Origin of the sequence: Pseudomonas sp. TE50-2 (assembly GCF_040813665.1) — a bacterium.
Lineage (GTDB): Bacteria > Pseudomonadota > Gammaproteobacteria > Pseudomonadales > Pseudomonadaceae > Aquipseudomonas > Aquipseudomonas soli.
The window spans coordinates 4,546,298-4,572,778 of the sequence record NZ_JBFNXN010000001.1 but is presented as its reverse complement, the minus strand read 5'-3'; the positions used below and the strand labels follow the sequence as shown (position 1 = coordinate 4,572,778).

The following is a 26,481-nucleotide window of genomic DNA, read 5'->3' as shown; positions in this document are numbered from 1 at the left end:
GGTAGAATGGCGCCCTTTCCGTAGCGAGTCAGAGCAGATCACATGGCGTTGCCGACCTTAAGGATCATTGGTTTCATCATCGGCATCTTCCTGATCACCCTGGCGGTGAGCATGGTGGTGCCCATGGCGACCCTGGTGGTCTTCGAGCGCACCAGCGACATGCCGTCGTTCCTCTGGTCGAGCCTGATCACCTTCCTCGCAGGGCTCGGCCTGGTCATCCCCGGCCGCCCCGAGCACGTGCACCTGCGCCCCCGCGACATGTACCTGCTGACCGTCAGCAGCTGGCTGGTGGTCTGCGTGTTCGCCGCCCTGCCCTTCCTGCTGACCCAGCACATCAGCTACACCGATGCCTTCTTCGAAAGCATGTCCGGCATCACCGCCACCGGCGCCACCGTGCTCAGCGGCCTGGACAGCATGTCGCCGGGCATCCTGATGTGGCGCTCGATGCTGCACTGGCTGGGCGGCATCGGCTTCATCGGCATGGCCGTGGCGATCCTGCCGTTGCTGCGCATCGGCGGCATGCGCCTGTTCCAGACCGAGTCCTCCGACCGTTCGGAGAAAGTGATGCCGCGCTCGCACATGGTCGCCAAGTCGATCGTGGCGGTGTACGTCGGCATCACCGTGCTCGGCAGCCTGGCCTTCTGGTGGGCGGGGATGGGCCTGTTCGATGCGATCAACCACGCCATGTCGGCGATCTCCACCGGCGGGTTCTCGACCTCCGACCAGTCCCTGGCCAAATGGGACATCCCTGCGGTGCACTGGGTCGCGGTGGTGGTGATGATCATGGGCAGCGTGCCATTCACCCTGTACGTGGCCACCCTGCGCGGCCACCGCCGGGCGCTGATCAAGGACCAGCAGGTGCAGGGCCTGCTGGCCATGCTGGTGGCCACCTGGCTGGTGCTCGGCACCTGGTACTGGGCCACCACCGAGCTGCACTGGCTCGATGCCCTGCGCCACGTGGCGCTGAACGTCACTTCGGTGGTCACCACCACCGGCTTTGCCCTGGGCGACTACAGCCTGTGGGGCAACTTCTCGCTGATGCTGTTCTTCTACCTGGGCTTCGTCGGCGGCTGCTCCGGCTCGACGGCCGGCGGTATCAAGATCTTCCGCTTCCAGGTCGCCTACATCCTGCTCAAGGCCAACCTCAACCAGCTGATCCATCCGCGCGCGGTGATCAAGCAGAAATACAACGGCCACCGCCTCGACGAAGAGATCGTGCGCTCGATCCTGACCTTCTCGTTCTTCTTCGCCATCACCATCTGCATCATCGCCCTGCTGCTGTCGCTGCTGGGCGTGGACTGGATGACCGCGCTCACCGGTGCCGCCGGGACCGTCTCGGGCGTCGGCCCGGGGCTGGGCGAAGTGATCGGCCCGGCCGGCAACTACGCGACGCTGCCGGATGCCGCCAAATGGATCCTTGCCGGCGGCATGCTGCTGGGCCGCCTGGAGATCATCACGGTGCTGGTGTTGTGCATGCCGGCGTTCTGGCGTCACTGACCGACAGGCGCGTGCGGTACTCGCTCGGCGTGCTGTCGAACCAGCGGCGGAACGCCCGGTAGAAGTTGCTCGGGTCGGCGAAACCCAGCAGGTAGGCGGTTTCCAGCAACGTGGTGCCAGGCTGCGCCAGGTACTGCTCGGCCAGTTCGCGGCGGGTGTCGTCGAGCAGGGTCTGGAAGCTGGTGCCCTCGTCCTGCAGGCGCCGCTGCAAGGTGCGCTGCGAAAGGTGCAGGGCCTGGGCCACGGTTTCGCGCTTGGGCTCGCCCTGGGGCAGGATGCGGCACAGCACCTGGCGCACGCGGTGGGTTACCCGGCTTTCCGAAAAACGCGCCAGGTACTCACCGGCGAAACGGTCGTGCAGCACCGCCATCGCCTCGTTGGCGGTAGGCAACGGCGCCTCCATGTCGGCGCGTGCGAACACCAGCGCGTCATGGGCCGCGCCAAACTGCAGCGGCGCGTGGAACGCCACCTTGTACGGCTCGACATTTTTCGGCAGGGCGCCCTGGATCAGCACGCGCCGCGGCTGGATCGGCCGCCCGCTGAGCCAGGTGCACAACGCCAGGGCGCAGGCCAGCGAGGCTTCGGCGCTGTGCCGGGTCGGCGGCAGGTGGTCGCCATGCACGGTCAGCACCAGGGCATAGCCGTCGGGCTCGTGGCGAAAGCTCAGGTCCGAACTCTCCGCGATGATGCGCTGATAACGCACCAGGCGCTCGAACCCCTCGGCAAGGGTGCGGCTGGACATCAGCGCATAGCCCACCACATGGAACGAGGCCGGGCGCACCACCCGGGCCATGTTAAGGCCGATGGCCTCGTTGCCCGACAGCTCGACCGCCAGTTGCCACAGGCGGGTCATCGAATCCTGGGTGAATCGCGCGTCGGGGTCGTCGAGGGCGGCGAAGTCGAGCCCGAGCTGCTTGAACATGGCCGGACAATCGAGCCCTTCCAGCTCGAGTGCCTTGACGATCCCTGATGCCCAGCTGGCTGACGTGGTTCTCTCACTCATGACAGGCTCTTGTGCTGACCGCTCCTGCGGTGAACTGAAAGGATACTCAATTGGCGCCTATTGTCACTGGCCACGGCACCCAGTGACTCTAGACTCGATTCAGGCTCCACGCCGTGTATCCTGTCAGCAAGACCCGCAGATCCGGAAGCCCGCCATGACCCGCACCGCGCAGTTCCGCAGTTTTGCCGAGTTCTATCCCTATTACCTGGGCGAGCACAGCAACCCCACTTGTCGCCGCCTGCATTTCGTCGGCACCAGCCTGGTGATCGCCCTGCTCGCCTACAGCATCGGCAGCGGCAAGTGGCTGTTGCTGCTGGCCGTGCCGCTGGCCGGCTATGGCTTCGCCTGGGCCGGGCATTTCTTCTTCGAGAAGAACCGCCCGGCCACCTTCAGCCACCCCTGGTACAGCCTGGTCGGCGACTTCGCCATGTTCCGCGACATCCTGCTGGGCCGCCTGAGCCTCTGAATCGGCCCGCAAGGCCAGGTTCACGTCCCGGCCGGCCACTACCAAAGCCCGGATCCTGGCCAACACTGCGGTATGTTCCCCGACACGAGCGGCACGCGGTGATGAGCAAGCAAGCCAGTTTCAGCCACATGCGCGATGGCACCGCTCAGGACTGGGCGATCATCGCCGACGACTTTCGCGCCTACGCCCAGCAGTTGCCCCAACGCATCCTCGCCCACCTGCGCCTGCTCGACGGCGACTTCGGCGGCTTCCCCATCGACCGCCTGAGCCATTCCCTGCAGACCGCCAGCCGCGCCCACCGCGACGGCCGCGATGAAGAGTACGTCGTCTGCGCCCTGCTGCATGACATCGGCGACACCCTGGGCAGCTACAACCACCCGGATATCGCCGCGGCGATCCTCAAGCCGTTCGTCAGCGACGAGAACCTGTGGATGATCGAGAAACACGGGATTTTCCAGGGCTACTACTTCTTCCACCACCTGGGCATGGATCGCCACCTGCGCGAGCAATTCCGCGATCACCCGCATTACCAGCGAACCCTCGAGTTCTGCGCCCGCTACGACGCGGCGGCGTTCGATCCGGACTATGAAAGCCTGCCGCTTGCGTTCTTCGAGCCGATGCTCGAGCGCTTGTTCGCCCAGCCCAGGCAGTCGATCTACAAGGCGGCCCTGCAAGCCACCGCCTGATCTGCCAGTACCGATAGCGGGCTTGCCCCGCGATCACAGGCGCAGCCGACGAGACACTACGCCGGCTCGCCCAGCTCCGCCAAGCGCAGCGCCGCCTCCCGCGCCTGCGCCTCGGCAAACCGATACAGCTCGATCCGCCCGTCCCAGTGTTCGATCAGCGCCGTGCACGACTCCACCCAGTCACCGCAGTTGAGGTACTCCACCTCGCCCACCTGGCGGATCTCGGCATGGTGGATATGCCCACACACCACACCATGGAAGCCACGCCGGGTGCACTCGTGGGCGATGGCATCCTCGAAGTCGCTGATGAAGTTAACCGCGCCCTTGACCTTGTGCTTGAGGTACGCCGACAACGACCAGTAGCCATAGCCGTAACGGGCGCGCCAGTGGTTGAGCCAACGGTTGAGCACCAGGGTGAACTCGTACGCCCGGTCGCCAAGAAAAGCCAGCCAGCGGTGGTAGCGGGTGATCACGTCGAACTGGTCGCCGTGGATCACCAGCAAGCGCCGACCATCGACGGTGAGGTGTTCGGCCTCGTCCACCAGCTGGATGTTGCCCAGGATCAGTTTCGAGTAACGCCGCAGGAATTCGTCATGGTTGCCGGTAACGTAGATCACCTCGGTGCCGCGCTTGCTCAGGGTCAGCAGGCGGCGGATGACATTGGTGTGGGCCTGGGGCCAGTAGATGCCGCTGCGCAGTTTCCAGCCATCGATGATGTCGCCGACCAGGTAGATGCGCTCGGCCTGGTAGCCCTTGAGGAAGTGCGCCAGGTGTTCGGCCTGGCAGTCGCGGGTGCCCAGGTGCACATCGGAAATCCACAGGGTACGGACACGCTGCTTGCGTGAAGGGCGAAGGGGTTCGGCGTGGCTCATGGGCAGGCTCCGGCGCTGTTTGCTGGAGACTGGCAGGCGCAGGTGACAGATTGGTGGCAGGTACATTACCATCCTGCCCGCGCCTGCAGGTGTACAATCTTCGCCTGCCCCGTGAGGACTCACCATGACCGCCGGCCCCTTGCTCTCGTTGCGCCATTACCGCCACGACCTGATCGCCCACAGCCACGACCATCCACAGCTGGTGTTCGGCCTCGGCGGGCGCCTGGATTTCGAGGTGGATGGACGCGGCGGCCGGGTCGCTCGCCAGGACCTGATGGTGGTTCCCGCCGGTGCCCACCACACGTGCGGGAGCCGCGAGGGCAGCGATTGCCTGGTGCTGGACGTACCGGGCGGACACTGGCTCGGCGATCATCTGGGCGAGCACGCCGACGACAGCCGCCGCCTGCTCGACCGCCCCGGCCCCCTGAGCCTGGACAGCCGCCAGCAGCAACTGGTGGACTGGCTGGCAAGCAGCCCCGTGGACGACCCGCTGATTGCCCGCCAGGGCGCGGTGTTGCTGTTGGCCAGCCTCAATCCACAGGCCTGCGCCCCGGTACTGGCCAGCAGGCGCCTGCCCTATGCCGCCTTCGACCGCCATATCGAGCAGCACGCCGCCTACCCGCTGCAGGTCGCCGACCTGGCGCGGCTGGCCGGGCTGTCCAGTGCGCGGCTGCATGCGCGGTTTGCCAGCGAGTGCGGCCTGACGCCGATGGACTACATCCGCCAACGGCGGCTGACGATGGCGCGCCGGCTGTTGCGTGAGACGGTGTTGCCGGTGGGTGAGATTGGCGCGCGCGTGGGGTATGGCTCGCAGAGCGCATTCAGCGCGGCGGTGCTGCGGGCGTTCGGCTGCACGCCGCTGGCGTTGCGGCGCGAGTCTGGCGACAAGGAACGCTAGCTGGGCGACAGAAAGCGCCTGCAGTTTTTTTTACACTGCAGCCACTATTTCTGGCGCTTGTACCGGCCCTTCGCCGGCAAGCCGGCTCCCACAGGATCGCGCGCACCTCTGTGGGAGCCGGCTTGCCGGCGAAGGGCTGGTAAAGGAAACCTCACACTCTAGGGACCACCATGAACCACCGCACCGCCCTCGGCGCCCTGCATATCGGCGCGCTGTTCTTCGGCCTGACCGGCGTCTTCGGCAAACTGGCCGCCAGTGCCAGCCCTTCGATCATCGTCTTTGGCCGTGCCGCGTTCGCCGTGCTGGCCCTGGGCCTGTTCGCCGGCCTGGCGCGCCAGGCCTGGCAACCGCTGCGCGGCCAGGACCTGCGCCGCCTGTTGCTGGGCGGTGTGCTGCTGGCCGGGCACTGGGTGAGCTTCTTCATCGCGGTCAAGGTCGGCGGCGTGGCCATCGCCACCCTCGGCTTCGCCAGCTTTCCGGCATTCACGGTGATTCTTGAAGGCTTGTTGTTCCGTGAACGCATCCGCCGCAACGAGGCTGTGCTGGTGCTGCTGGTAAGCATCGGCCTGGTACTGGTCACCCCCGCCTTCGACCTGGCCAGCGAGGCCACCGGCGGGCTGCTCTGGGCGCTGCTCTCGGGCCTGCTGTTCTCGCTGCTGTCGCTGACCAACCGCGCCGGCTCCGGGCGCCTGCCCGCCGTGCAGGCGGCGCTGTGGCAGAACCTGGTGGTAAGCCTGTGCCTGCTGCCGTTCGCCGCGCCGGGCCTGGCTGCGGTGGCGCCCATGGACTGGCTATGGATCGCCCTGCTCGGCATCTTCTGCACCGGCGTCGCCCACAGCCTGTTCGTCGCTAGCCTGGCGGTGATCAAGGCACGTACCGCCGCGGTGGTGTTCGGCATGGAACCGGTGTATGGCATCGCCGTGGCCTGGGTGGTGTTCGCCGAACAGCCGACCCTGAGCATGCTCGCCGGTGGTGCCTTGATCATCTTCGCCATCATCCTGTCCAGCCGCCTGGCCGCCGAACAACCCACCCGGCAGACCGTGGCCGAAAGCGCCTGATCAGCGATCGTTGTGACCCAGGTCGCGCTGCGGATCGATCTGGTCACGCACCCGCTGCTTGAGCGCCTTGGCCTCGGGGAAGCCGCCGTCGGCCTTGCGCTCCCAGATCTGCACGCCGTCGCAGGTGATGCGGAACACCCCGCCGGTACCAGGTTCCAGGGCGACCTGGCCGAGGTCGTCAGCGAAGGTGCTGAGCAACTCCTGCGCCAGCCAGGCGGCGCGCAGCAGCCATTGGCACTGGGTGCAATAAGTGATGACAATTTGTGGCTTGCTGTCTGCCATGTCGGGGAACTCCGTAGGAAGGGCCGCTTATACTAGCGGTCTTTACCCTCTGGTTTGAGACTCACGATGCGCCGCCTGCTGTTCTGCCTCCTGCTGATGCTCACTTCCATCACCTTGCATGCCGCCGAAACGGCGCGGCCGAAAATCGGCCTGGTGCTGTCGGGCGGTGCCGCCCGCGGCCTGGCCCATATCGGCGTACTCAAGGCCCTGGAAGAACAGGGCGTGCGCATCGATGCCATCGCCGGCACCAGCATGGGCGCGGTGGTCGGCGGGCTGTACGCCTCGGGCTACAGCATCGCCGAACTGGAAAAACTGGCCACCACCCTGGACTGGCAACAGGCATTGTCCGACGCCCCGCCGCGCAAGGACGTGCCGTTCCGACGCAAGCAGGACGACCGCGACTTCCTGGTCAAGCAGAAGCTGAGCTTTCGCGACGACGGCAGCCTGGGCCTGCCACTGGGCGTGATCCAGGGCCAGAACCTCGCCCTGCTGCTGGAAAGCAAGCTGGCCCATGCCGCCGACGTGCGCGACTTCGACAAGCTGCCGATCCCGTTCCGCGCCGTGGCCACCGACATCACCAGTGGCGAGAAGGTGATCTTCCGCCGTGGCCACCTGCCCCAGGTGATCCGCGCCAGCATGTCGATCCCGGCGGTCTTCGCCCCGGTGGAACTGGACGGCCGGCTGCTGGTGGATGGCGGCATGACCGATAACATCCCGGTGGACGTGGTGCGCGAGATGGGTGTGGACCTGGCCATCGTCGTCGACATCGGCACCCCGCTGCGCAACCGCAAGCAACTGGCCACGGTAGTGGATGTACTCAACCAGTCGATCACCCTGATGACCCGGCGCAACTCCGAGGAACAGCTGGCCAGCCTGCGCCGCGAGGACATCCTCGTCCAGCCGCCGCTGTCCGCGTTCGGTGTCACCGACTTCGGCCGCGCCCAGGACATGATCGATGCCGGCTACCGCGCCACCCGCGCCCTCGATCCGCGCCTGGCGGCGCTGCGCCGGCCCGAGGGTGACAGCAACCTGGCAATGGCGCGTTCACCGAAGCAGCGCACGCCGATCATCACCGCCATCAAGGTGGAGAATGACTCCAAGGTCAGCGACGACGTGATCCGCTACTACATCCGCCAACCCATCGGCGAACCGCTGGACCTCGGCCGCCTGCAGACCGACATGGGCACCCTCTACGGGCTGGACTACTTCGACCAGGTGCAATACCGCGTCGCGCACAAGGGCGATGAACATACCCTGGTGATCAACGCCCGCGGGCGGCGTGGCGGTACCGATTACCTGCGCCTGGGCCTGAACCTGTCGGACGACCTGCGCGGCGACAGCGCCTTCAACCTTGGCGCCAGCTACCGGGTCAACGGCATCAACCGGCTCGGCGGCGAATGGCTGACCCGGGCCCAGATCGGCGACGAACAGGAGCTGTACAGCGAGTTCTACCAGCCGCTGGACGTGGGCTCGCGCTACTTCATCGCCCCCTATCTGGCCCTGGGTTCGCAGAATGTCGAGGCCACCCTGGACAACGACCCGGTGGCCGAATACCGCCTCGAACGCTACGGCTTCGGGCTCAATGTCGGGCGGCAGATCGGCACCTACGGCGAGGTTCGCCTGGGCGTGGGCAAGGCCTGGGGCAACGCCGAGGTGCGCATCGGCGACCAGGACCTGCCCAAGGTCAGCTTCAATGAGGGCTTCTACGAGCTCAAGTACTCCTTCGACACCTTCGACAACGTCTACTTCCCGCACAGCGGCGAAGACATCGGCCTGACCGTGCGCAAGTACGACAAGTCGCTGGATTCGGACCAGAACTACCGGCAGTGGCTGTTCAACCTGGACAAGGCCATCAGCAGCGGGCCGAACACCCTGGTGCTGGGCGGGCGCTACGGGCGAACCCTGGACGATGCCGAAGTGGTCACCTCAAGCTTCGTCTTCGGCGGCGCACGGCAGCTATCGGGGTTCCGCCAGGACTCGATCTCCGGGCAGAACATGAGCCTGCTGCGCATGGTCTACTACCGCCGCCTGACGCCACGCGCCTACCTGCCGCTGGACTTCCCGCTGTACCTGGGCGGCTCGCTGGAGCGCGGCCGTGCGTGGAACAACGACAACGAGTTCGACAGCGGCTACATCAATGCGGCGAGCATCTTCCTGGGGCTGGAAACGCCGCTGGGGCCGTTGAACCTGAGCTATGGCGCCAACGATGCACATGAGAAGGCGGTGTACCTGAACCTGGGGCATACCTTCTAGAAATGATCGCGGGGCAAGCCGCCCCCACAAGCCAAGCAAAATCTTGTGGGAGCGGGCTTGCCCCGCGATCCGGGTAAAACTCAGGACTTCTCGAGATTATCGAGAATCTTCGCATGCACGCGCATGCACACTTCCAGGTCGGCCTCGTCGACCCCGGTGAACAACTCGAGCCGCAACGCATTGGCGATGGTCTCGATCTGGTCGATCAGCGGCTTGGCCGGTGGGCACAGCAGGATTTTCTTGGCCCGACGGTCTTCCATCACGGCTTGGCGGCGCACCAGCCCCTGGCTTTCCAGGCTGTCGAGCAGGCGCGCCAGGGTCGGGCCCTCGACGCCCACGCTCTGGGCCAGCTCACGCTGGGTCGGCGCCTCGTCGAACCGGGCCAGGTGCAGCAGCACCAGCCAGCGGGCTTGCGACAGATTGAGCCCGGCCAGGCGGCGGTCCAGCTCGGCGCGCCAGCCTCGGGACATCTGGGCCAGCTGCATGCCGAAGCGGTGTTGGTTGTCGGTCAGGGGCATAAGTAACTCAATGAATAGAACTAATTATTAGCCAGCTAACCATGGCCCGACCGATCAGGCAAGGTTCGACGCCACGGAAATGACTGATAATCATGTAAGGGTATGACAAAGGTCAGCAAATGGCACAAATGCCGGCAATCACACGCCGAACTCCACCGCCAGCGCCGCCCGCACGCAGTGCAGCACACCTTCCGGCACCCGCTGGCCGAACAGCGGCGCCACAGCGGACACCGGCGGCAGCTCGCCCTCGCCATCGAGGAAGGCATCCTGTACTTCCATCATCAGCTCTTCGGGCAGGTCCAGCGCCTGCTCCAGACTCAGTTCTTGGCGGCCGATGGCCTCGGCCAGCAAGCTGTAGACGTTCTTCTCGGTGCAGTTGAGTTGCCCGGCGATCTGCGCCGGCGTCATGCCGGCGCGGGCCAGGCTGACCAGTTCGTGGCGCAGGTCGAGCACCACCTTCGGCGCTTCCTCGGTGCCACCGGCGCCATTGAGCACCTCGAGGAAGGCCTGGCCGTAGCGCTCCAGCTTGCGCGCGCCGACGCCACTGACCTGGGCCATGTCGCTGAGGCTGGTGGGCATGCTGCGCAACATCTCCAGTAAGGTGGAGTCGGGGAAGATGACATAAGGCGGCACGCTGTGCTCTTCGGCCAGCTTGCGCCGCAAGGTGCGCAACGCCTCCCACAGTTCCCGCTCCTCGGCGCGCACCAGCTGGCTGGCCGGGCTGCCGCCACTGCCGCCGGACGCCTTGGCCACGGTCTGCGGCTTGAGGTCGCGGCGCAGTTGCAGGTTCACCTCACCGCGCAGCAGCGGCCGGCAGCTGTCGGACAGGCGCAGGCCGCCGTAACCTTCCAGGTCGATGTCCACCAGCCCGCGCGCCACCAACTGGCGGAACAGCGAGCGCCATTCGGCCTCGGCCAGCGTCTTGCCGACGCCGAACACCGACAGCTTTTCGTGGCCGAAATTGCGCACCTTCTCGGTGTCCTTGCCCAACAGCACATCGACCAGATGGCCGACGCCGTAGCGCTGGCCGGTGCGGAACACCGCCGACAAGGCCTGGCGCGCGGGCTCGGTGGCATCCCAGGTCTGCACGTTGTCGACACAGTTGTCGCAGTGCCCGCAGGGCTGCTCGAGCACCTCGTCGAAATAGGCCAGCAACGACTGGCGGCGGCAACGGGTCTCCTCGCAGAGGGCCAGCATGGCGTCGAGCTTGTGCTGCTCGATGCGCTTGTGGCGCTCGTCGCCCTCGGAGTTCTGCAGCATCTGCTTGAGCATCACCATGTCCTGCAGGCCGTAGGCCATCCAGGCGTCCGACGGCAGGCCGTCACGGCCGGCACGGCCGGTCTCCTGGTAATAGGCCTCGAGCGACTTGGGCAGGTCGAGGTGGGCAACGAAGCGCACGTTGGGCTTGTCGATGCCCATGCCGAAGGCAATCGTGGCGACCATGATCAGTCCTTCCTCGTTGAGGAAGCGGTGCTGGTTGGCGGCGCGGGTTTCCGCAGCCAGGCCGGCGTGGTACGGCAGCGCCGGGAAGCCCTGGTCGCAAAGGAAGGCCGCGGTCTCGTCGACCTTCTTGCGCGACAGGCAATAGACGATGCCGGCGTTGCCGCGCCGCTCGCCGAGGAACGCCATCAACTGCTTGCGCGGCGCCTCCTTGGGCACGATGCGGTAGAAGATGTTCGGCCGGTCGAAGCTCGAGAGGAAACGCTCGGCGCCCTGCAGGTGCAGGCGCTGGACGATCTCCTCGCGGGTGCGCATGTCGGCGGTGGCGGTCAGGGCGATGCGCGGCACATGAGGGAACAGCTCGGCAAGCTGGCCCAGCTGCAGGTACTCGGGGCGGAAGTCGTGACCCCATTGCGAGACGCAGTGGGCCTCGTCGATGGCGAACAGGGAAATGTCCAGGCCACGCAGGAAGTCCAGCATGCGCGGCTGCACCAGGCGCTCGGGGGCCAGGTACAGCATCTTCACCTCGCCGCGGCGCAGGCGCCCGGCCAGGTCGCGCTGCTGCTCGGCGCTGAGGGTGGAGTTCAGCGCCGCGGCTGCCACGCCCAGCTCGTCGAGGGTGGCGACCTGGTCGTCCATCAGCGCGATCAGCGGCGACACCACCACCGTCAAGCCAGGGCGCAGCAAGCCGGGCACCTGGAAGCACAGGGACTTGCCGCCACCGGTGGGCATCAGTACCAGCGCGTCGCCACCGCCCGCCACACATTCGATGATCGCTGCCTGGCGCCCGCGGAAACTGTCGTAACCGAAGACATCCTTGAGGACGCGCTGAGCCTGTTCGAGCATTTGCCACTCCAAAATCGCCGTACCATCCTGGACTCAGGCTGGACGATAAATCCGCCGCGCACACACCGAATGCGTAAGCGGTTTTTGCCGGATGGCCGCAAAACGCCACCTGGCACGAAAAACCGCGGAGTATACCCGACTGCCGCGTACCCCGGCATGCCCCGGTGACAGACGTTCGCTTTGCCCCGCGAGCGCCGCAAGGTGCTAGAATTCAGCATCGTTTATTCCCCAAGGTAGCCCTGTAATGTCCTTCGCCGAGCAACTGACCCGCCTGCAAGCCTTCCTCGACGCCGATGAGCTGCACGAAGAAGCGCTGGACTACGTCGCCGCCCACGGCTACCTGACCGCGCTGTCGATCTGCTCCGAGGAAGTTCCAGAACGCGAATGGATCGACGCGCTGTTCGCCGAAGAGCCCCATTACGCCAGCGATGCCCAGCGCACCGAGATCGAGGCCACCCTGGTCGCGCTCAAGGGCCACATCGCCCGCCAGTTGGCCAGCGACGAGGAATTCGACCTGCCTTGTGAACTAGACCTGACCGAAGAGCCGGACGATTCCGACCTGCGCGGCTGGTGCATCGGCTTCATGGAGGGCGTGTTCCTGCGTGAAGAGGCCTGGTTCGAGAACGCCGAGGAAGAAGTCAGCGAAATGCTCCTGCCGATCATGGTCGGTTCCGGTCTGTTCGACGAACAACCCGAGTTCGCCGACATTGCCGGCAACGCCAACCTGCAGGACGACATGATCGTGCAGATCCCCGAGGCACTGAGCGCACTGTTCCTGCTGCTGCACGCCCCCGAAGAGAAGCCCGCCCTGCTCAAGCCACGCCACCACTGATCGAGGTGGTGCGCTACCTGCTGCTGGCCGCCGGCTGGCTCAGCGTCGCGCTGGGGGTGGCGGGGATCTTCCTGCCGGTATTGCCCACCACCCCGTTCCTGCTGCTGGCGGCAGCCTGCTTCGCCCGCAGCTCGCCACGTTTTCACCACTGGCTGGTGAACCACCCGAAACTCGGGCCGTGGATCCGCGACTACCTCAGCGGTGAGGGGATTCCGCTCAAGGGCAAGGTCTATGCGATCGGGTTGATGTGGGCCAGCATCGGGCTGTCCTGCTACCTGGTGCCATTGTTCTGGGCGCGGGCGTTCATGCTGACCAGCGCGGTGCTGGTCAGCGCCTGGATCCTCAAGCAGAAGACCTTGCACCGGCCACAGTGACGCCATCGCGGGGCGGGCTTGCCCCGCGATGGGCTGCTGGCTTACACCGTGTCCACCTTCAACGAATGGTCATTGAGCATGCCGTTGATGATGGTCGCGGTGTCATGCCCGGCCGCGATCAGCCCGCCCGCCCCGGCCGACACCCCGTAATGCTGCGCCAGGTCCACTCCGGCCAGGTCGATGGTCTGGGTCGGCGCCGCGCCAGCAACGCTGCTGACCTCGATGGTCGACACCACATTGACGCCGCTGCCGCTGACCTTGAAGTGCAGGTAGTCGTCCAGCGAGGCGCTGGTGGCGTTCTCGCCCTGTAGCAGTTGCGACAGATCCAGGCGATCGCTGCCGGGGGTGAAGTCGGTCACGGTGTCATGCCCGGTATCGCCCTTCTGCCAGACAAAGCTGTCGTTGCCACTGCCACCGGTCAGGGTGTCGTTGCCCGGCCCGCCAATCAGGATGTCGTTGCCGGCACCGCCCTTGAGCACATCGTTGCCCGCGCCGCCGTTGAGCAGGTTGTCACCGTCATTGCCGGTCAAGGTGTCGTTGTAGTCCGAGCCGATCAGGTTCTCGATACCGCTGAGGGTGTCCAGCCCGGCGCCGACGGTGTTCTGCTGCCCGACATGGCCAAGGTCCACGATCACGCCGGCGGTGGCCTTGGCGTAGCTGGCAGTGTCATTGCCGGCTCCGCCGTCGAGCAGGTCGTTGCCAGGACCACCGATCAGCAGGTCGTCGCCATCACCACCGTGCAGGCTGTTGTTGCCCGCCCCCGCCACCAGCACATCGTTGCCGGCGCCACCGTTGAGGGTGGTATCGCCGGCCCCGGCCAGCAGTACATCGTCACCGCCGGTGCCGGTAAGGGTGTTGCCGGCCTGGTAAGTGATATCCACCGCTCCGGTGCCGTAGCCGCCATGGTTGTCGCTGACGGTGTAGCTGCCGTGATAGTCCTCGTTGCTGGCATTGCTGTAGTCCACCACCAGGCTCAGCTTGTAGTTCTCGGCAGCCTTGCTGTTGCCGGCGGCGTTCTCGGTATTGATCACATGGATGCTGTACACCCCGTCATGGGTGGCCGTGAAGCTGCCGCCGTCGGCGATGGTCTGGTAGCTGCCACTGGCATCCTTCCATTCCATCAGCAGGTTGCCCGCGGGCCGGTCATGGTCGAGGGTCAGGGTTTCGCCCTTGCGCAGGGTCACCGTCAGGGTGTCCTCGTCGTTGGCATTGGCGGTGCTGATCGAGCCCAGGTAACCAGCCACCACCAGGGCAGCGGTCATGCTGCCGTTGAGGCTGGTGAACTCGCTGCGGGCCAGGTCGCGCAACTGGTTCTCGGCCTTGTTGGCGGTGGCGTCGAACTTGATGGTCTGCGCCTGGGTGCCCGCCGTGAAGCCTGCGCCCTTGTCGGCGAAGTTGGTATTGAAGGTGGTCGGCGCGGCACTCAGGGTGTCGTGGTCCGGGTCGCGGTCATTGGCCAGCAGCGCCTCTGCCGGCACCGTCAGGGTGGCGCCCTTGATATTGGTGATGATGTGGTCGGCACCCGCGACCGGCGCGCCATTGCTGTTGATGTTGATCATCAGGCTGGCACTGCGGGTATCGCCGTCGTTGTCGCTGGCGGTAAAGCCGAACTTCTCCACCTGGCCACTGCCGTTGTCCTTCGGTGGCGTGTAGGTGAACTCGCCGTTGTCCATGTTCACCACCAGGGTGCCGCCCAGGCCGGTCTTGATGCTCAGGCTGTTGCTCACGGTGTCGAAGGTGGCCTTGTCCGCGCCGCCACTGGCCGCATAACCGCCCTGCCCGGCATTGGCCTTCGGATCGTAGGTGTAGGTGGTGCCATCGACCAGCAGCGCCTTGATGAAGCCGCCATCAGCCCCGAAATCGCCGCCGCTCATCAGGCTGCCGGTAATCGGTGCGCCCTGCACCGTGCCGGAGAGCACCGCACTCAGCTGGCTGAGGTCGGTGACCACCACCGAATTGGTATCGGTATGGCTGCTGCCGTCGTAGGCCAGCGGATTGAGGTTGCCCTCGTTGACCCCGCTGCCCATGCCGATGGCGTAGGACTTGATGCCGTTGCTGTCGAGGAAGGATTCCCAGGCGGCTTCCCGTGGCGCGGTCATGGCATGGCCATTGGTGGGCTCACCGTCGGAGAAGAAGTAGCTGATGTTCTGCGCGCCTACCAGCTTGCCGGTGGTGGCGAAGGCTTCCTGGGCCTTGGTCGCCGCCGAATCGTAGTAGGTCGAGCCACCTGGGCTGAGCCCGGCGATCAGGTTCTTGGCCTCGCCGATCGTGACCCACACCGGGGTCTGCACCTGCGCACCGGTGCCGAAGGTGACGATCTGCACCTTGATGTCGCCCATCTCGTCGTACTTGTCGAGCAAGGCATTGATCGCCTGCTTGGCCAGTTCCAGGCGGGTCAGCCCCGGCACGCCGGAGCTTGCCGCCATGCTGCTGGACACATCCACCACCAGCAGGATGTTCGAGTCCACCTGGCCGGGCGTGATGCTGCGTACCGCGCACTGGACCGTCGGCATATCGTCGACGATGTTGATGGCGATGGTGCTGGTGACGCTGTTGCCCAAGGCGTCGGTAGCCTTGTAGGTGAAGTACTCGTTGACGGTGTTGGCGCCGTCGTTGGCACCCCCCGGGGTCTTCGGCGCCGAGGTCAGGGTGTAGGTGTAGGAACCGTCGGCATTGAGCTGGATCTGCCCGTACTGGCCCACGGCATTGCCGACCAGGCTGTAGGTCAGCGCGCCGACGCCGCCCTGGACCGAACCGACCAGGCTGCCGGAGGCCGTCTCGCCAGTGGAGCCCGGATCGCTGCCGGTGACGGTGCCGGCGGCCAGATCATTGCCGTCCTTGTGCAGGTCCAGGGCTTTTTCGTACACGGTGACGTCGCTGTCCTCGCACGCCACCAGCTTGCTGTCCTGCACATTGATGCGAATGGTCGTGGTGCTCTCGTCGCCGTCGGCGTCACGGATGGTGTAGACGAAGCTGTCGGTCGCGCCGGCGGCCGGCACGCTGTCGGGGTTGGCGTGGTAGGTGGCGTTGCCCTGGCTGTCCAGGGTCAGGTAGCCGTACTGGCCGACGATGGTGTCGCCGACATGGCCGATGGCCGAGGTAGAGGTGTCGGAGCCGGCGCGCACACCGACCACGTACTGCCCGTCGGCACGCACATCGGCGCCGACCACGTCGTTGTCCAGCACGTTGCCGCTGACACTGGCGCCCTCCTTGACCGAAGCCACGTCGCAATGGGCCTTGGGCACGTCGTCGACGATGCTGACCACGATGGTGCTGGTGGTGGTGTTGCCGAGCGAATCCTTGACCTGATAGGTGAAGCTCTCGGTGACCACGTTCGGGCCATCGTTGACGTGGTTGGGCGAGTTCGGCGCCGAGGTCAGGGTGTAGGTGTAGGAACCATCGCTGTTCAGCTGGATCTGGCCATACTGGCCGGTGGCATTGCCGACCAGGGTGAAGGTCAAGGCACCGATACCGCCGCTGACCGAGCCTGCCAGCGAACCGCTGGTAGTTTCCGTGGTGGCGTGCGGGTCGCTGCCGGTGACGTTGCCCGCTGCCAGGTCGTTGCCGTCCTTGGTCAGGTCCAGGGCTTTCTCGTAGACCTTGGCAGTCTCGTCCGGGCAGGCCACCAACGAAATGTCGTGCACATCGATGGTGAGGGTGGTGGTGCTTTCATCGCCATCGGCATCGCGGATGGTGTAGACGAACACGTCCGTGGCACCGGCTGGCGCCACCGCATTGGGGTTGGCGTGGTAGGTGGCATTGCCCTGGGCGTCGAGCGTCAGGTAGCCATATTGCCCCGCCACGTTGCTGCCCTGCTGGCCGATGGCCGAGGTCGAGGTATCGCTGCCTGCGCGCACGCCGACCACATACTGCCCATCGGCACGCACATCGGCACCCACCACGTCGTTGACCAGCAGATTGCCGCTGACCGTGCCGCCTTCGTAGACATTGGCGAAATCGCTATGGGCCTTGGGCACGTCGTCGACGATGCTGACCACAATGGTGCTGGTGGTGGTGTTGCCGAGCGAATCCTTGACCTGGTAGGTGAAGCTCTCGGTAACCACGTTCGGGCCATCGTTGACGTGGTTGGGCGAGTTCGGCGCCGAGGTCAGGGTGTAGGTGTAGGAACCATCCGCGTTCAGCTGGATCTGGCCATACTGGCCGGTGGCATTGCCGACCAGGGTGAAGGTCAAGGCACCGATACCGCCGCTGACAGAACCTGCCAGCGAACCACTGGTGGTTTCCGCACTGGACTGCGGATCGCTGCCGGTGACATTGCCCGCTGCCAAGTCGTTGCCGTCCTTGGTCAGGTCCAGCGCCTTCTCGTAGACCTTGGCCGTGTCATCCGGGCAGGCAACCAGGGAGTTGTCGTGCACGTTGATGGTGATCGTGGTGGTGCTTTCGTCGCCATCGGCATCGCGGATGGTGTAGACGAACACGTCCGTGGCACCGGCCGGTGCCACCGAATCGGGATTGGCGTGATAGGTGGCATTGCCCTGGGCGTCGAGCGTCAGGTAGCCATATTGCCCCGCCACGTTGCTGCCCAGCTGGCCGATGGCCGAGGTCGAGGTGTCGCTGCCGGCGCGCACACCCACCACGTATTGCCCGTCGGCCCGCACATCGGCGCCGGTCACATCGTTGACCAGCACATTGCCGCTGACCGTGCCGCCTTCGTAGACATTGGCAAAGTCGCTGTAAGCCTTGGGCACGTCGTCGACGATGCTGATCACGATGGTGCTGGTGGTGGTGTTGCCGAGCGAATCCTTGACCTGGTAGGTGAAGGATTCCGTCAGCACATTCGGGCCGTCGTTAACGTGATTCGGCGAGTTCGGCGCAGAGGTCAAGGTGTAGGTGTAGGTACCATCCGTATTGAGCTGGATCTGGCCATACTGGCCGGTAGCGTTGCCGACCAGGGTGAAGGTCAGCCCCCCCACACCACCGCTGACGGAACTGGCCAACGAACCGCTGGCCGTCTCGCCGGTGGAGCCCGGTTCACTGCCGATAACATTGCCGCCCGCCAGGTCGTTGCCATCCTTGTTCAGGTCAAGCGCTTTCTCGTAGACCGTGACCTCGCTGTCAGGCCCGGCGATCAGCGAGCAATCGCGCACGTCGATGGTAATGGTGGTAGTGCTTTCGTCACCGTCACTGTCACGCACGGTATAGACGAAGACATCCGTGGCGCCCGCCGGAGCGACGGCGTTGGGGTTGGCGTGGTAGGTGGCGTTGCCTTGGGCATCGAGGGTCAGGTAACCGTACTGGCCCTGGACCGGATCGCCCAATTGGCCACTGGCCGATGTCGAGGTATCGGAGCCGGCTCGCACACCCACCACGTAACGACCATCAGCGCGTACGTCCGCGCCGGACGTATCATTGTCCAGCACGTTGCCGCTGACCGTGCCGCCTTCGACGACACTGGCCGCATCGGGATTGGCCTTGGGCAGGTCGTCGATGATGTTCACGTCCAGCGAACCAGTGGCCGTGCTGCCATCGGTGTCCGTGGCGGTGACGGTGAAATGCTCGGACAGGCTGTTGGCGCCGCCGCCACTGGCGTGGCTCTCGTTGTCCAGCAAGGTGTAGCTGTAGCTGATCACACCCGTGGCCGGGTTGTATCCGGTGATGGTCAGGGTATTGCCCAGCGCCGTGGTGATCGACTGCGGGAAACTTGCCGCCACGCCGCCACTGACCACGTTGATGCCGCCGACGCTCAAGGTCTGCAGGCCATCGGGCGCCGCCACCGTGAAGGTGCCGCTCTGCGTCAGCGCACCGGGATTGGGTGCACTGCCGTCGGCCAGGTTCTTCTCGTAGACGGTCAGCTCGCCGCCATTGACGTCCAGGCCGCCAAGGGTCACCGGGTCATTGAGGTTGCTGACGTTGAGGGTCAGGGTCGCGGTGCTGGTGTCGCCGTCGGCGTCTTTCAGGGTGTAGGTAAAGTTCTCCACCCCACTGCCGCCACCGTGCAGGTTCTTGAAGTCCGGATCGTTGGTATTGAGGGTGTAGGTGTAGGAACCATCCGCCGCCAGCACCAGGGTGCCGTAGGTGCCGACGAAGGTACCGGCCACCACCGGGCCGCTGGGGATGCGGTCCGCGCCCTGGATATCGTTGGTCAGCACATTGCCGCTGAGTTCCAGATGCTGTTCGGTGGCGGTGCTGGCATTGCTGTCGTTCACGGCGCGTGGCACATCGTCACGAACGATAACGTCCAGCGTGCCGCTGGCCACATCGCCATCGGTGTCGCTGACCAGCACCGGGAACTGCTCGCCCAGCGTATTGGTCCCGGCACCGTCCGGATGATGTTCCGCGCCGGTCAGGGTGTAGCTGTAGCTCACCACGCCCGTGGCCGGGTTGTAGCCCGTGATGGTCAGCACATTGCCGAGCCCGGTGACGATGGACTGGCCGACGCCGGTCACCACGCCCGCGGTGACCACATTGATGCCTCCGACACTGAGGTTGAACACGCCATCGGCGGCAACCACCGTGAAGCTTCCCGACTGGGTCAAGGCCGCAGGGTTGCTGGCCGAGCCCTGGGGCAGGTTCGCCTCATCCAGGATCAACTCGGCAGGGCTGACATCCAGGCCGGTGAGGCTGACCGGATTGTCTGCGGCTGGCGTGGTGGCCGGCAGGGGTGCGTCGTCATTGCCATCGAGGCCACCGAGTTCGAGATTGGCCAGCAAAGGGAAGCCGTTGAAGCCCGCCGTAGGGAAACCGATGGTGGGATCCACCCGACCGGCCACCTCGCTCAGTATCACGAAACTGTGGCCGCCACCGAGCGCACCCGACACGCCACCAGGGTTGCCGCCCGCCGCGGTGGCTTCGGCTTCCTGCGTGGGGTCGGCGCCTGCGGCAATGGCTTTTTGCAGTTGCTCGACGTCACTGAGCTGGGCGTTGCTGGGCTGCGCGTCCGGCGCTTGTACATGAGGAGCGCGATCTGCCAGCAGGTCGGGGGTCATCTCCAGGCTGCTGCCACGGCCCAGGGTCAGCTCGGCACCGTTTTGCAAGCGCACCGCCACCGCACCCTCGCTTCCGGTCTCCAGTTGCTCGCCGGCGAACAGGCGATCCCCTTCCACCAACAGACGGCGATGACCGTCATCGCCCACCGCGAATACCTGGCCGACTACCTTGCCGACCACACCGACTAATTTAGCCATGAGCGTACGCCTCCCCTGCCGATGGGCTTTTCGCAGATCAAGGCGTGCCGGGTAATGTGCGCAAGGTTCCGAGTGCCATGGTTGTTGGAACCGTTGCTGTCACGTTCGTGAGAAACCACGCTCCTTGTGACGACTGCCGCGATAGTGGACAGGGCGAATGGCCATTATTGAGTGCCATTTTTTTGTCGCCAAATTCCGCTTTCGCCTTCCTCCCCTGTCTCCTTAGCTGCAAAAAATCTGGAACTTTCACCAAGGCCCGAAAATCGCCTGTCTCAGCCAATTCCCGTAACCACCTGAATGAAACAATGTCCCGGATTCCTTAGACCGCATAAGTTTTTTTTCGCATATATCTTATGAAAAAATCTTCTTAGCTAGCCCGGTAAATGTTCTTAGCTCTGTTGTTACAAACCTGAAACGGTTTGATTCTAATTTTTCGTCATTTTTTTGGCGAATAGCAGGACATTATTCAAGACCAGGGAGATGTACCCCATGCGCGCTTTAACCCCCATCACCAGTGCGATTTTGTTGGCCATGGCGTGTGCCAACAGTCAGGCGATGTCGATTACCGAGGCTGTCCAGAACGCCGTGGACCAGCATCCCGAGATCAGTGCCAGCCGCAACAGCAGGCTATCGGCCGACGAGGATGTGAAGTTCGCCCGCGGGGGGTACTACCCAACCGTCGATCTGGTCGCAGGCTACGGCCGGCAACGTTCGGACAACACCAACACCCGCGGCTTCAACCCGGACGGCACGCGTAACCACAACAAGGAAACGCTCAACTACACCCAATCCGAGCTGCGTCTGCGGCAGATGCTGTTCGACGGCTTCAATACCTCCAACGAGGTCGCCCGCACCGAAGCGGTGGCCACCTCGCGCGCCTACTACACCCAGGCCACCGCCGAGAGCATCGCCCTGCGTGCCATCGAGGTCTACCTCGAAGTGCTCAAGCGCCGTGAACTGGTAACCCTGGCCAAGAACAACCTGCAAGCCCACCTGCGGGTCAACGACCAGATCGGCCTGCGCAGCGAACGCGGCGTGGGCAGCACCGCTGACCTCGACCAGTCCCGCGCCCGTCGCGCCCTGGCCGAAAACAACCTGGACACCGCCGAGGTCGACCTGGCCGACGCCGAGGCCAACTTCTACAGCGTAGTCGGGCGCCTGCCAGATGAGCTGGAAACACCCGTCACGATCAAGGGCGAAGTGCCGGGCGACCTGCTCAATGCCCGCCAGGGCATGCTGGAGAACAACCCCTACCTCAAGTCGGCGCAGGCTGACGTGCGCTCCGCCGAGCAGCAGTACGAAGTGGCCAAGTCGCCCTTCTACCCGCGCCTGGATGCAGTGCTGGCCACGGGTGCCAACAACAACATCGGCGGCCAGAAAGGGCATGACAACAATGACTGGCAGGCCGGCGTCGAGCTCAGCTACAACCTGTTCCGCGGCGGCAGCGACAAGGCCCGCCTGCAGTCGGACGCGCACAAGATCAACCAGGCGATGGACATCCGCAACAATGCCCTGCGCGAGCTGAACGAAAACCTCAGCCTGGCCTGGAACGCGATGAACAACGCCCGCAAGCAGACCCCGAGCGCCCGCGAGTACGCCGAGACCACCCAGCGCGTGCGTGCCGCCTACCAGGACCAGTTCGGCCTGGGCCAGCGCACCCTGCTCGACGTGCTCGACAGCGAGAACGAGCTGTACAACGCCAACCGTCGCTACACCGAGGTGCGCTATACCGAAGAGTTCTCCATGTACCGGGTCCTGGCGACCATGGGCGAGCTGCTGAGCAAGCAGCGTATCTCGCTGCCGCCGGAAGCCATCGCCAAGACCGAAGTGCGCAACGAGGCGAAGTTGCCTGACATGCGTTAGGTTCTGACGAGACAAGGGACTTTTCGCCAGCGCCCATTTCCCGTCCACCGCGGCAGGAGTAGGCCATCGTGACCAGTATGCAAAGCGCGCAACCGCGCCTGGATGTTGATGATCCGTTGCTCGATGGCCTGCTGATCCTGTGCAAGCTGCATGGCTGCACGGCCAGCCGTGCCAGCCTGTGCAGTGGCCTGCCACTGGCCGAGCAACGCCTGGCCCTGGGCCTGCTGCCCCGCGCCGCCGCACGCGCCGGGTTGCAGGCTCGCGTGCTGCGGCGAGACCTGGACGCCATTTCCCCACTCAACCTGCCGGTGCTGCTGATCCTCGATGATGGCCGCAGCGCCGTGCTGCAACGCTGGGGCGAAAACGGCCGGGCATTGCTGCTGCCCTGCGAGGCCGAAGGCGGTGAGCAGTGGGTCGAGCGCGAAGCCCTGGCGCAGGCCTACAGCGGCCAGGCCCTGTTCGCCCGCCCCCGGCATACCCTGGAGGACGTGCGCGCACCGCTGATCCCGCGGGTCAACGCCTGGTTCCGCGACACCCTGCGCCACTCCCGCTGGCTGTACAGTGATGCCCTGCTGGCCAGCCTGCTGATCAACCTGCTGGGCCTGATGGTGCCGCTGTTCGTCATGCAGACCTACGACCGCGTGGTCCCCAACCAGGCGCTGTCCACCCTGTGGGTGCTGGTCGCCGGCTTGTTCATCGGCACCGCCTTCGAACTGGTGCTGCGCATGGTCCGTGCCCACCTGCTGGACCAGGCCGGCAAGAAGACCGACCTGATTCTCTCCGCCACCTTGTTCGAACGCATCACCGGCATGAGCATGAAGGCGCGCCCGGCCACCATCGGCGGCTTCGCCCAGAGCATCCATGACTTCCAGGGGCTGCGCGAATTCCTCACCGCCGTCACCCTGACCAGCATCATCGACCTGCCGTTCGTGGCCCTGATGCTGCTGGTGATCGGCCTGCTCGGAGGCTGGCTGGTGGTGATCCCGCTGATTGCCTTCCCGCTGGCGGTAGGCCTGGCGCTGTTCATCCAGGTGCGCCTGCGCGACACCGTGCAAAAAAGCCTGAGCCTCGGCGCGGTGCGCCAGGCGTTGCTGATCGAAACCCTCGGCGGCCTGGAAACCCTCAAGGCCTGCGGCGCCGAAAGCGAACGCCAATACCAGTGGGAACACACCAACGGCGCCATCGCCCGCCTCGACGCCCATGCCCGCAACCTGTCGTCGCTGGCCAGCAACGGCACGCTGTTCATCCAGCAGTTCTGCGGCATGGCGACGATCGTCGCCGGGGTGTACAGCATCATCGCCGGCAACCTCAGCGTCGGCGCGCTGGTGGCCAGCTACATGCTCGGCAGCCGGGTGCTCGCCCCGCTCGGCCAGATCGCCGGGCTGATCACCCGCTACCAGCAGGCCCAGCTGACCATGCGCAGCACCGACGCCCTGATGAGCCTGCCCCAGGAGCGCGAGGCCGAGCACCAGGCGCTGGAGCACACCGCGCTGCAAGGTGGCATCACCATCAACCACGCCACCTTCCGCTATGCCGGGCAAACGGCGCCAGCCCTCAACGATGTGAGCGCCACCCTCAAGCCGGGCGAGCGCATCGGCATCATCGGCCGCAGCGGCTCGGGCAAGAGCACCCTCGCCCGGCTGTTGATGGGTTTCCATCACCCCGACGAAGGCCAGGTACTGCTGGACAACCTCGACCTGCGCCAACTGGATATCAGTGACCTGCGCAGCCAGCTCGGCTACGTGGCACACGACCTGCCGCTGCTGGCCGGCAGCCTGCGCGACAACCTCACCCTCGGCGCACGGCACGTCAGCGATGCGCGCATGCTCGAGGTGGCCGAGCTGACCGGTGTCAGCGAGCTGGCCCGCCAGCACCCGCAAGGCTTCGACCGCCCGGTGGGCGAGCGCGGCCAGCTGCTCTCCGGCGGCCAGCGCCAGGCCGTCCTGCTGGCTCGGGCCCTGCTGCTGGAGCCGCCGATCCTGATACTCGACGAGCCCACCAGCCACATGGACAACAGCAGCGAGGAACAGCTGCGCCAGCGCCTGCTGAACTGGGTGCCCGGCAAGACCCTGCTGCTGGTCACCCACCGCACCTCGATGCTCAGCCTGGTGGATCGGCTGCTGGTACTGGACAACGGCAAGATCGTTGCCGACGGGCCGAAGGATGCGGTCATCGACGCGCTGCGCAAGGGCCGTATCGGCGCGGCGCTGTGAACCAACACTGTTGAACCCCTGTGGGAGCGGGCCCGGCCCGCATCGGAGGTAGAACATGCCCATCAGCCACAGCGTGCGCAGTTACCTCCAGGGCGGCGACAGCCGCGCCGAACGCGACTATATGCCAGAGCTGGCCGGCGCCACCCTGCAGGAGTCGCCCAGCCTGTCGCGCCTGACCGTGTGGCTGGCGGCGATCCTGCTGCTGGTGGCGCTGGTCTGGGCCAACTTCGCGGTGCTCGATGAAGTCACCGTCGGCGAAGGCAAGGCCATCCCGTCGAGCAAGGTGCAGGTAGTGCAGAACCTCGAAGGCGGCATCGTCACCGAGATCTTCGTGCGCGAGGGGCAGATGGTCGACAAGGGCGCCACCCTCCTGCGCCTGGATGACACGCGCTTCAAGTCGAACAAGGGTGAAAGCGAGGCCGACCGTTACGCCCTCAGCGCGCAGGTGGAACGCCTGTCGGCCGAGTCCGAAGGCCGCCCCTTCGTGCTGTCGAGCGAAGTCCGCGCCAAGGCGCCACAGGTGGCCGAGGACGAGGCCGCGCTGTACGAATCGCGCCAGCGCCGCCTGACCAGCGAGAAGCAGACCCTCAACGAACAACTGCGGCAGAAGACCCAGGAGCTGGCCGAGTTCCGTTCCAAGGTCGACCAGTACCGCTCGGCAGTGGGCCTGTTGCAACAGGAACTGGACATGTCCTCGCCGCTGGTGAGCAAGGGCGCCATCTCCCCGGTGGAGATCCTGCGCCTCAAGCAGCGCAGCGTCGAGGCGCGCGGCCAGCTGAACGCGACCAACCTGGCCATACCCCGCGCCGAAGCGGCGATCGCCGAGATCCGCAGCAAGATCCAGGAATCGGACGCAAGCTTTCGCTCCGACGCCGCCAAGGAGCTCAACGACAAGCGCACCGAACTGTCGAAGATTACCGCCACCAGCATCGCCATCGACGACCGGGTCAACCGCACCACCGTGGTGTCGCCGGTGCGCGGCATCGTCAAGCTGCTCAAGGTCAACACCATCGGCGGCGTGGTACAGCCGGGCAGCGACCTCGTGGAGATCGTGCCGATCGAGGACAACCTGCTGATCGAGGCCAAGGTAAGGCCGCAGGACGTGGCGTTCCTGCACCCGGGGCAGACCGCAATGGTCAAGTTCAGCGCCTACGACTACACCATCTATGGCGGGCTCAAGGCCAAGCTGGAACTGATCGGCGCGGACACCGTCACCGACGACAAGGGCAATGCGTTCTACCTGATCCAGGTGCGCACCGACAAGAACCACCTGGGGGGCGACAACAAGCCTCTGCTGATCATCCCGGGGATGGTCGCCACGGTGGACATCATTACCGGGCAGAAGAGCGTGCTGGACTATCTGTTGAAGCCGGTGATGAAGGCCCGGACAGAGGCGTTGCGCGAACGCTGAGCGCGATCTGAATATCAGTGGGAGCGGGCTTGCCCCGCGATAAGGCCGGCACAGCCAACCAGTTGATCACCCCTGGCCGTGATTACGCTCGAAGGTTTCGGCGCCCATGGCTGCGATCTGCCCGTCGATCAAGGCCTCGAACGGGCGCAACAACGCATCGAAGCCAGCAGGCGCTTCCAGCACGTTCAGCGCCTGCACGATCGCCTCGAGGGTGGATACGGCGCCTGGTTCAGGTGCCTTGCGCAACCGGTAGCGCGATGGCAGGACTTCGCCCAGCGTCACCCGTGGCAACGCTTCCAGCTGCGGGTTCAGGTAGAGCATCTTGCGTGCCTTGCGCCAGGTGCCGTCGGGTACGATCAGCAGCAACGGCAGATCATCACCCTGCCCGTATGCCTGCAGGACATCTGCCTCATCACCCGGGAACAACAGGACCGGGCGATAACCCGGTGTCGCCAGCAAGGTCGCCAGGTCATCGAAAACCTCGCCGATCCGCAACTCTGCATTCGCTAACCCAAGGGCCGCCAGGCGAGCCGTGTTCAGGGCGTGGGCGGTTTCACTGGGGTGTTGCAGCACGACCACGCGGGTACGGCTTTCCAGGTGCGGGATCAGTGGGCAGAGGCAGTGGGCGAGCGGGCGCTGGCAGCGCTCGCAGCGAGGTCTGGGCATGGGAGTCTCCGTTGGCGGAGGGATTTTGCCACAGGCTGGAAATTTGGGCCCGCTTTGCGGGCCTTTCGCTGGCAAGCCAGCTCCCACACCGACCGCGCGAACCTCAAGCCTTGCGCTGTCCCTGTGGGAGCCGGCTTGCCGGCGATGAAGGCAACGGG

18 protein-coding genes are annotated in these 26,481 nt (G+C 65.3%); 11 read left to right on the top strand and 7 right to left on the bottom strand.

Annotated features, from left to right (window positions below):
* Positions 1-42 precede the first annotated feature (42 nt).
* Positions 43-1,497 carry a TrkH family potassium uptake protein gene (locus tag AAHK21_RS20885; RefSeq protein ID WP_367858224.1) on the top strand — a complete coding sequence of 485 codons (1,455 nt, stop codon included), beginning with the start codon at positions 43-45 and terminating at the stop codon, positions 1,495-1,497.
* Here AAHK21_RS20885 and AAHK21_RS20880 read toward each other — a convergent pair.
* Positions 1,454-2,500, bottom strand: coding sequence for an AraC family transcriptional regulator (locus AAHK21_RS20880; protein WP_046854607.1), 1,047 nt, complete (start codon positions 2,498-2,500; stop codon positions 1,454-1,456). The two genes, AAHK21_RS20885 and AAHK21_RS20880, sit on opposite strands and share 44 nt — an antisense overlap.
* 154 nt (positions 2,501-2,654) lie before the next feature.
* Here AAHK21_RS20880 and AAHK21_RS20875 point away from each other — a divergent pair, with 154 nt between their 5' ends.
* Together AAHK21_RS20875 and AAHK21_RS20870 are read left to right on the top strand one after the other, a co-directional pair.
* Positions 2,655-2,966: a DUF962 domain-containing protein gene (locus tag AAHK21_RS20875; protein WP_023631733.1), complete on the top strand. Its 312-nt coding sequence runs from the start codon at positions 2,655-2,657 to the stop codon at positions 2,964-2,966.
* Between the two features lie 101 nt (positions 2,967-3,067).
* Positions 3,068-3,652, top strand: a complete 585-nt coding sequence (locus AAHK21_RS20870) for an HD domain-containing protein (protein ID WP_046854606.1) — start codon at positions 3,068-3,070, stop codon at positions 3,650-3,652.
* A gap of 56 nt (positions 3,653-3,708) precedes the next feature.
* Here the strand turns inward: AAHK21_RS20870 and AAHK21_RS20865 are convergent, their stop codons facing one another.
* Positions 3,709-4,524, bottom strand: a complete 816-nt coding sequence (locus tag AAHK21_RS20865; RefSeq protein WP_046854605.1) for a UDP-2,3-diacylglucosamine diphosphatase — start codon at positions 4,522-4,524, stop codon at positions 3,709-3,711.
* 124 nt (positions 4,525-4,648) lie between these two features.
* Here AAHK21_RS20865 and AAHK21_RS20860 point away from each other — a divergent pair, with 124 nt between their 5' ends.
* Complete coding sequence (locus AAHK21_RS20860; protein ID WP_367858223.1) at positions 4,649-5,422, top strand: AraC family transcriptional regulator; 774 nt, start codon at positions 4,649-4,651, stop codon at positions 5,420-5,422.
* Positions 5,423-5,592: 170 nt separating this feature from the next.
* Positions 5,593-6,480 carry a DMT family transporter gene (locus AAHK21_RS20855; protein ID WP_367858222.1) on the top strand — a complete coding sequence of 296 codons (888 nt, stop codon included), beginning with the start codon at positions 5,593-5,595 and terminating at the stop codon, positions 6,478-6,480.
* On the opposite strand, the gene AAHK21_RS20850 is transcribed toward AAHK21_RS20855, so the two are convergent.
* The gene (locus tag AAHK21_RS20850) at positions 6,481-6,762 is read right to left on the bottom strand and encodes a SelT/SelW/SelH family protein (protein ID WP_023633166.1); all 282 of its coding nucleotides are present in this window, start codon (positions 6,760-6,762) and stop codon (positions 6,481-6,483) included.
* A 66-nt stretch (positions 6,763-6,828) separates the two neighbouring features.
* Between AAHK21_RS20850 and AAHK21_RS20845 the strand changes: the two genes are divergently transcribed.
* Complete coding sequence (locus AAHK21_RS20845; RefSeq protein ID WP_367858221.1) at positions 6,829-9,015, top strand: patatin-like phospholipase family protein; 2,187 nt, start codon at positions 6,829-6,831, stop codon at positions 9,013-9,015.
* Between the two features lie 80 nt (positions 9,016-9,095).
* On the opposite strand, the gene AAHK21_RS20840 is transcribed toward AAHK21_RS20845, so the two are convergent.
* Positions 9,096-9,533 carry a MarR family transcriptional regulator gene (locus tag AAHK21_RS20840; RefSeq protein WP_038706592.1) on the bottom strand — a complete coding sequence of 146 codons (438 nt, stop codon included), beginning with the start codon at positions 9,531-9,533 and terminating at the stop codon, positions 9,096-9,098.
* A 138-nt stretch (positions 9,534-9,671) separates the two neighbouring features.
* Positions 9,672-11,819, bottom strand: a complete 2,148-nt coding sequence (recQ, locus tag AAHK21_RS20835; protein WP_046854601.1) for a DNA helicase RecQ — start codon at positions 11,817-11,819, stop codon at positions 9,672-9,674.
* Between the two features lie 244 nt (positions 11,820-12,063).
* Between recQ and AAHK21_RS20830 the strand changes: the two genes are divergently transcribed.
* A complete protein-coding gene (locus tag AAHK21_RS20830; protein ID WP_023630694.1) occupies positions 12,064-12,651 on the top strand; it encodes a YecA family protein in 588 nt (195 codons plus the stop codon).
* Between the two features lie 8 nt (positions 12,652-12,659).
* On the top strand, positions 12,660-13,025 hold the full coding sequence (locus AAHK21_RS20825; protein ID WP_023630695.1) for a YbaN family protein: 366 nt from the start codon (positions 12,660-12,662) through the stop codon (positions 13,023-13,025).
* Positions 13,026-13,066: 41 nt separating this feature from the next.
* On the opposite strand, the gene AAHK21_RS20820 is transcribed toward AAHK21_RS20825, so the two are convergent.
* Positions 13,067-20,170, bottom strand: coding sequence for a retention module-containing protein (locus AAHK21_RS20820; RefSeq protein WP_367858220.1), 7,104 nt, complete (start codon positions 20,168-20,170; stop codon positions 13,067-13,069).
* Positions 20,171-20,659: 489 nt separating this feature from the next.
* Between AAHK21_RS20820 and AAHK21_RS20815 the strand changes: the two genes are divergently transcribed.
* The 3 genes from AAHK21_RS20815 (at position 20,660) to AAHK21_RS20805 (ending at position 25,657) form a co-directional block, all read left to right on the top strand.
* Positions 20,660-22,033, top strand: coding sequence for a TolC family outer membrane protein (locus tag AAHK21_RS20815; RefSeq protein ID WP_046857706.1), 1,374 nt, complete (start codon positions 20,660-20,662; stop codon positions 22,031-22,033).
* A gap of 77 nt (positions 22,034-22,110) precedes the next feature.
* Positions 22,111-24,246, top strand: coding sequence for a type I secretion system permease/ATPase (locus AAHK21_RS20810; protein WP_367859013.1), 2,136 nt, complete (start codon positions 22,111-22,113; stop codon positions 24,244-24,246).
* Positions 24,247-24,301: 55 nt separating this feature from the next.
* Positions 24,302-25,657, top strand: a complete 1,356-nt coding sequence (locus AAHK21_RS20805) for an HlyD family type I secretion periplasmic adaptor subunit (protein WP_046854598.1) — start codon at positions 24,302-24,304, stop codon at positions 25,655-25,657.
* 66 nt (positions 25,658-25,723) lie between these two features.
* Here the strand turns inward: AAHK21_RS20805 and AAHK21_RS20800 are convergent, their stop codons facing one another.
* A complete protein-coding gene (locus tag AAHK21_RS20800; RefSeq protein WP_367858219.1) occupies positions 25,724-26,323 on the bottom strand; it encodes a tRNA-uridine aminocarboxypropyltransferase in 600 nt (199 codons plus the stop codon).
* Positions 26,324-26,481: the final 158 nt, after the last annotated feature.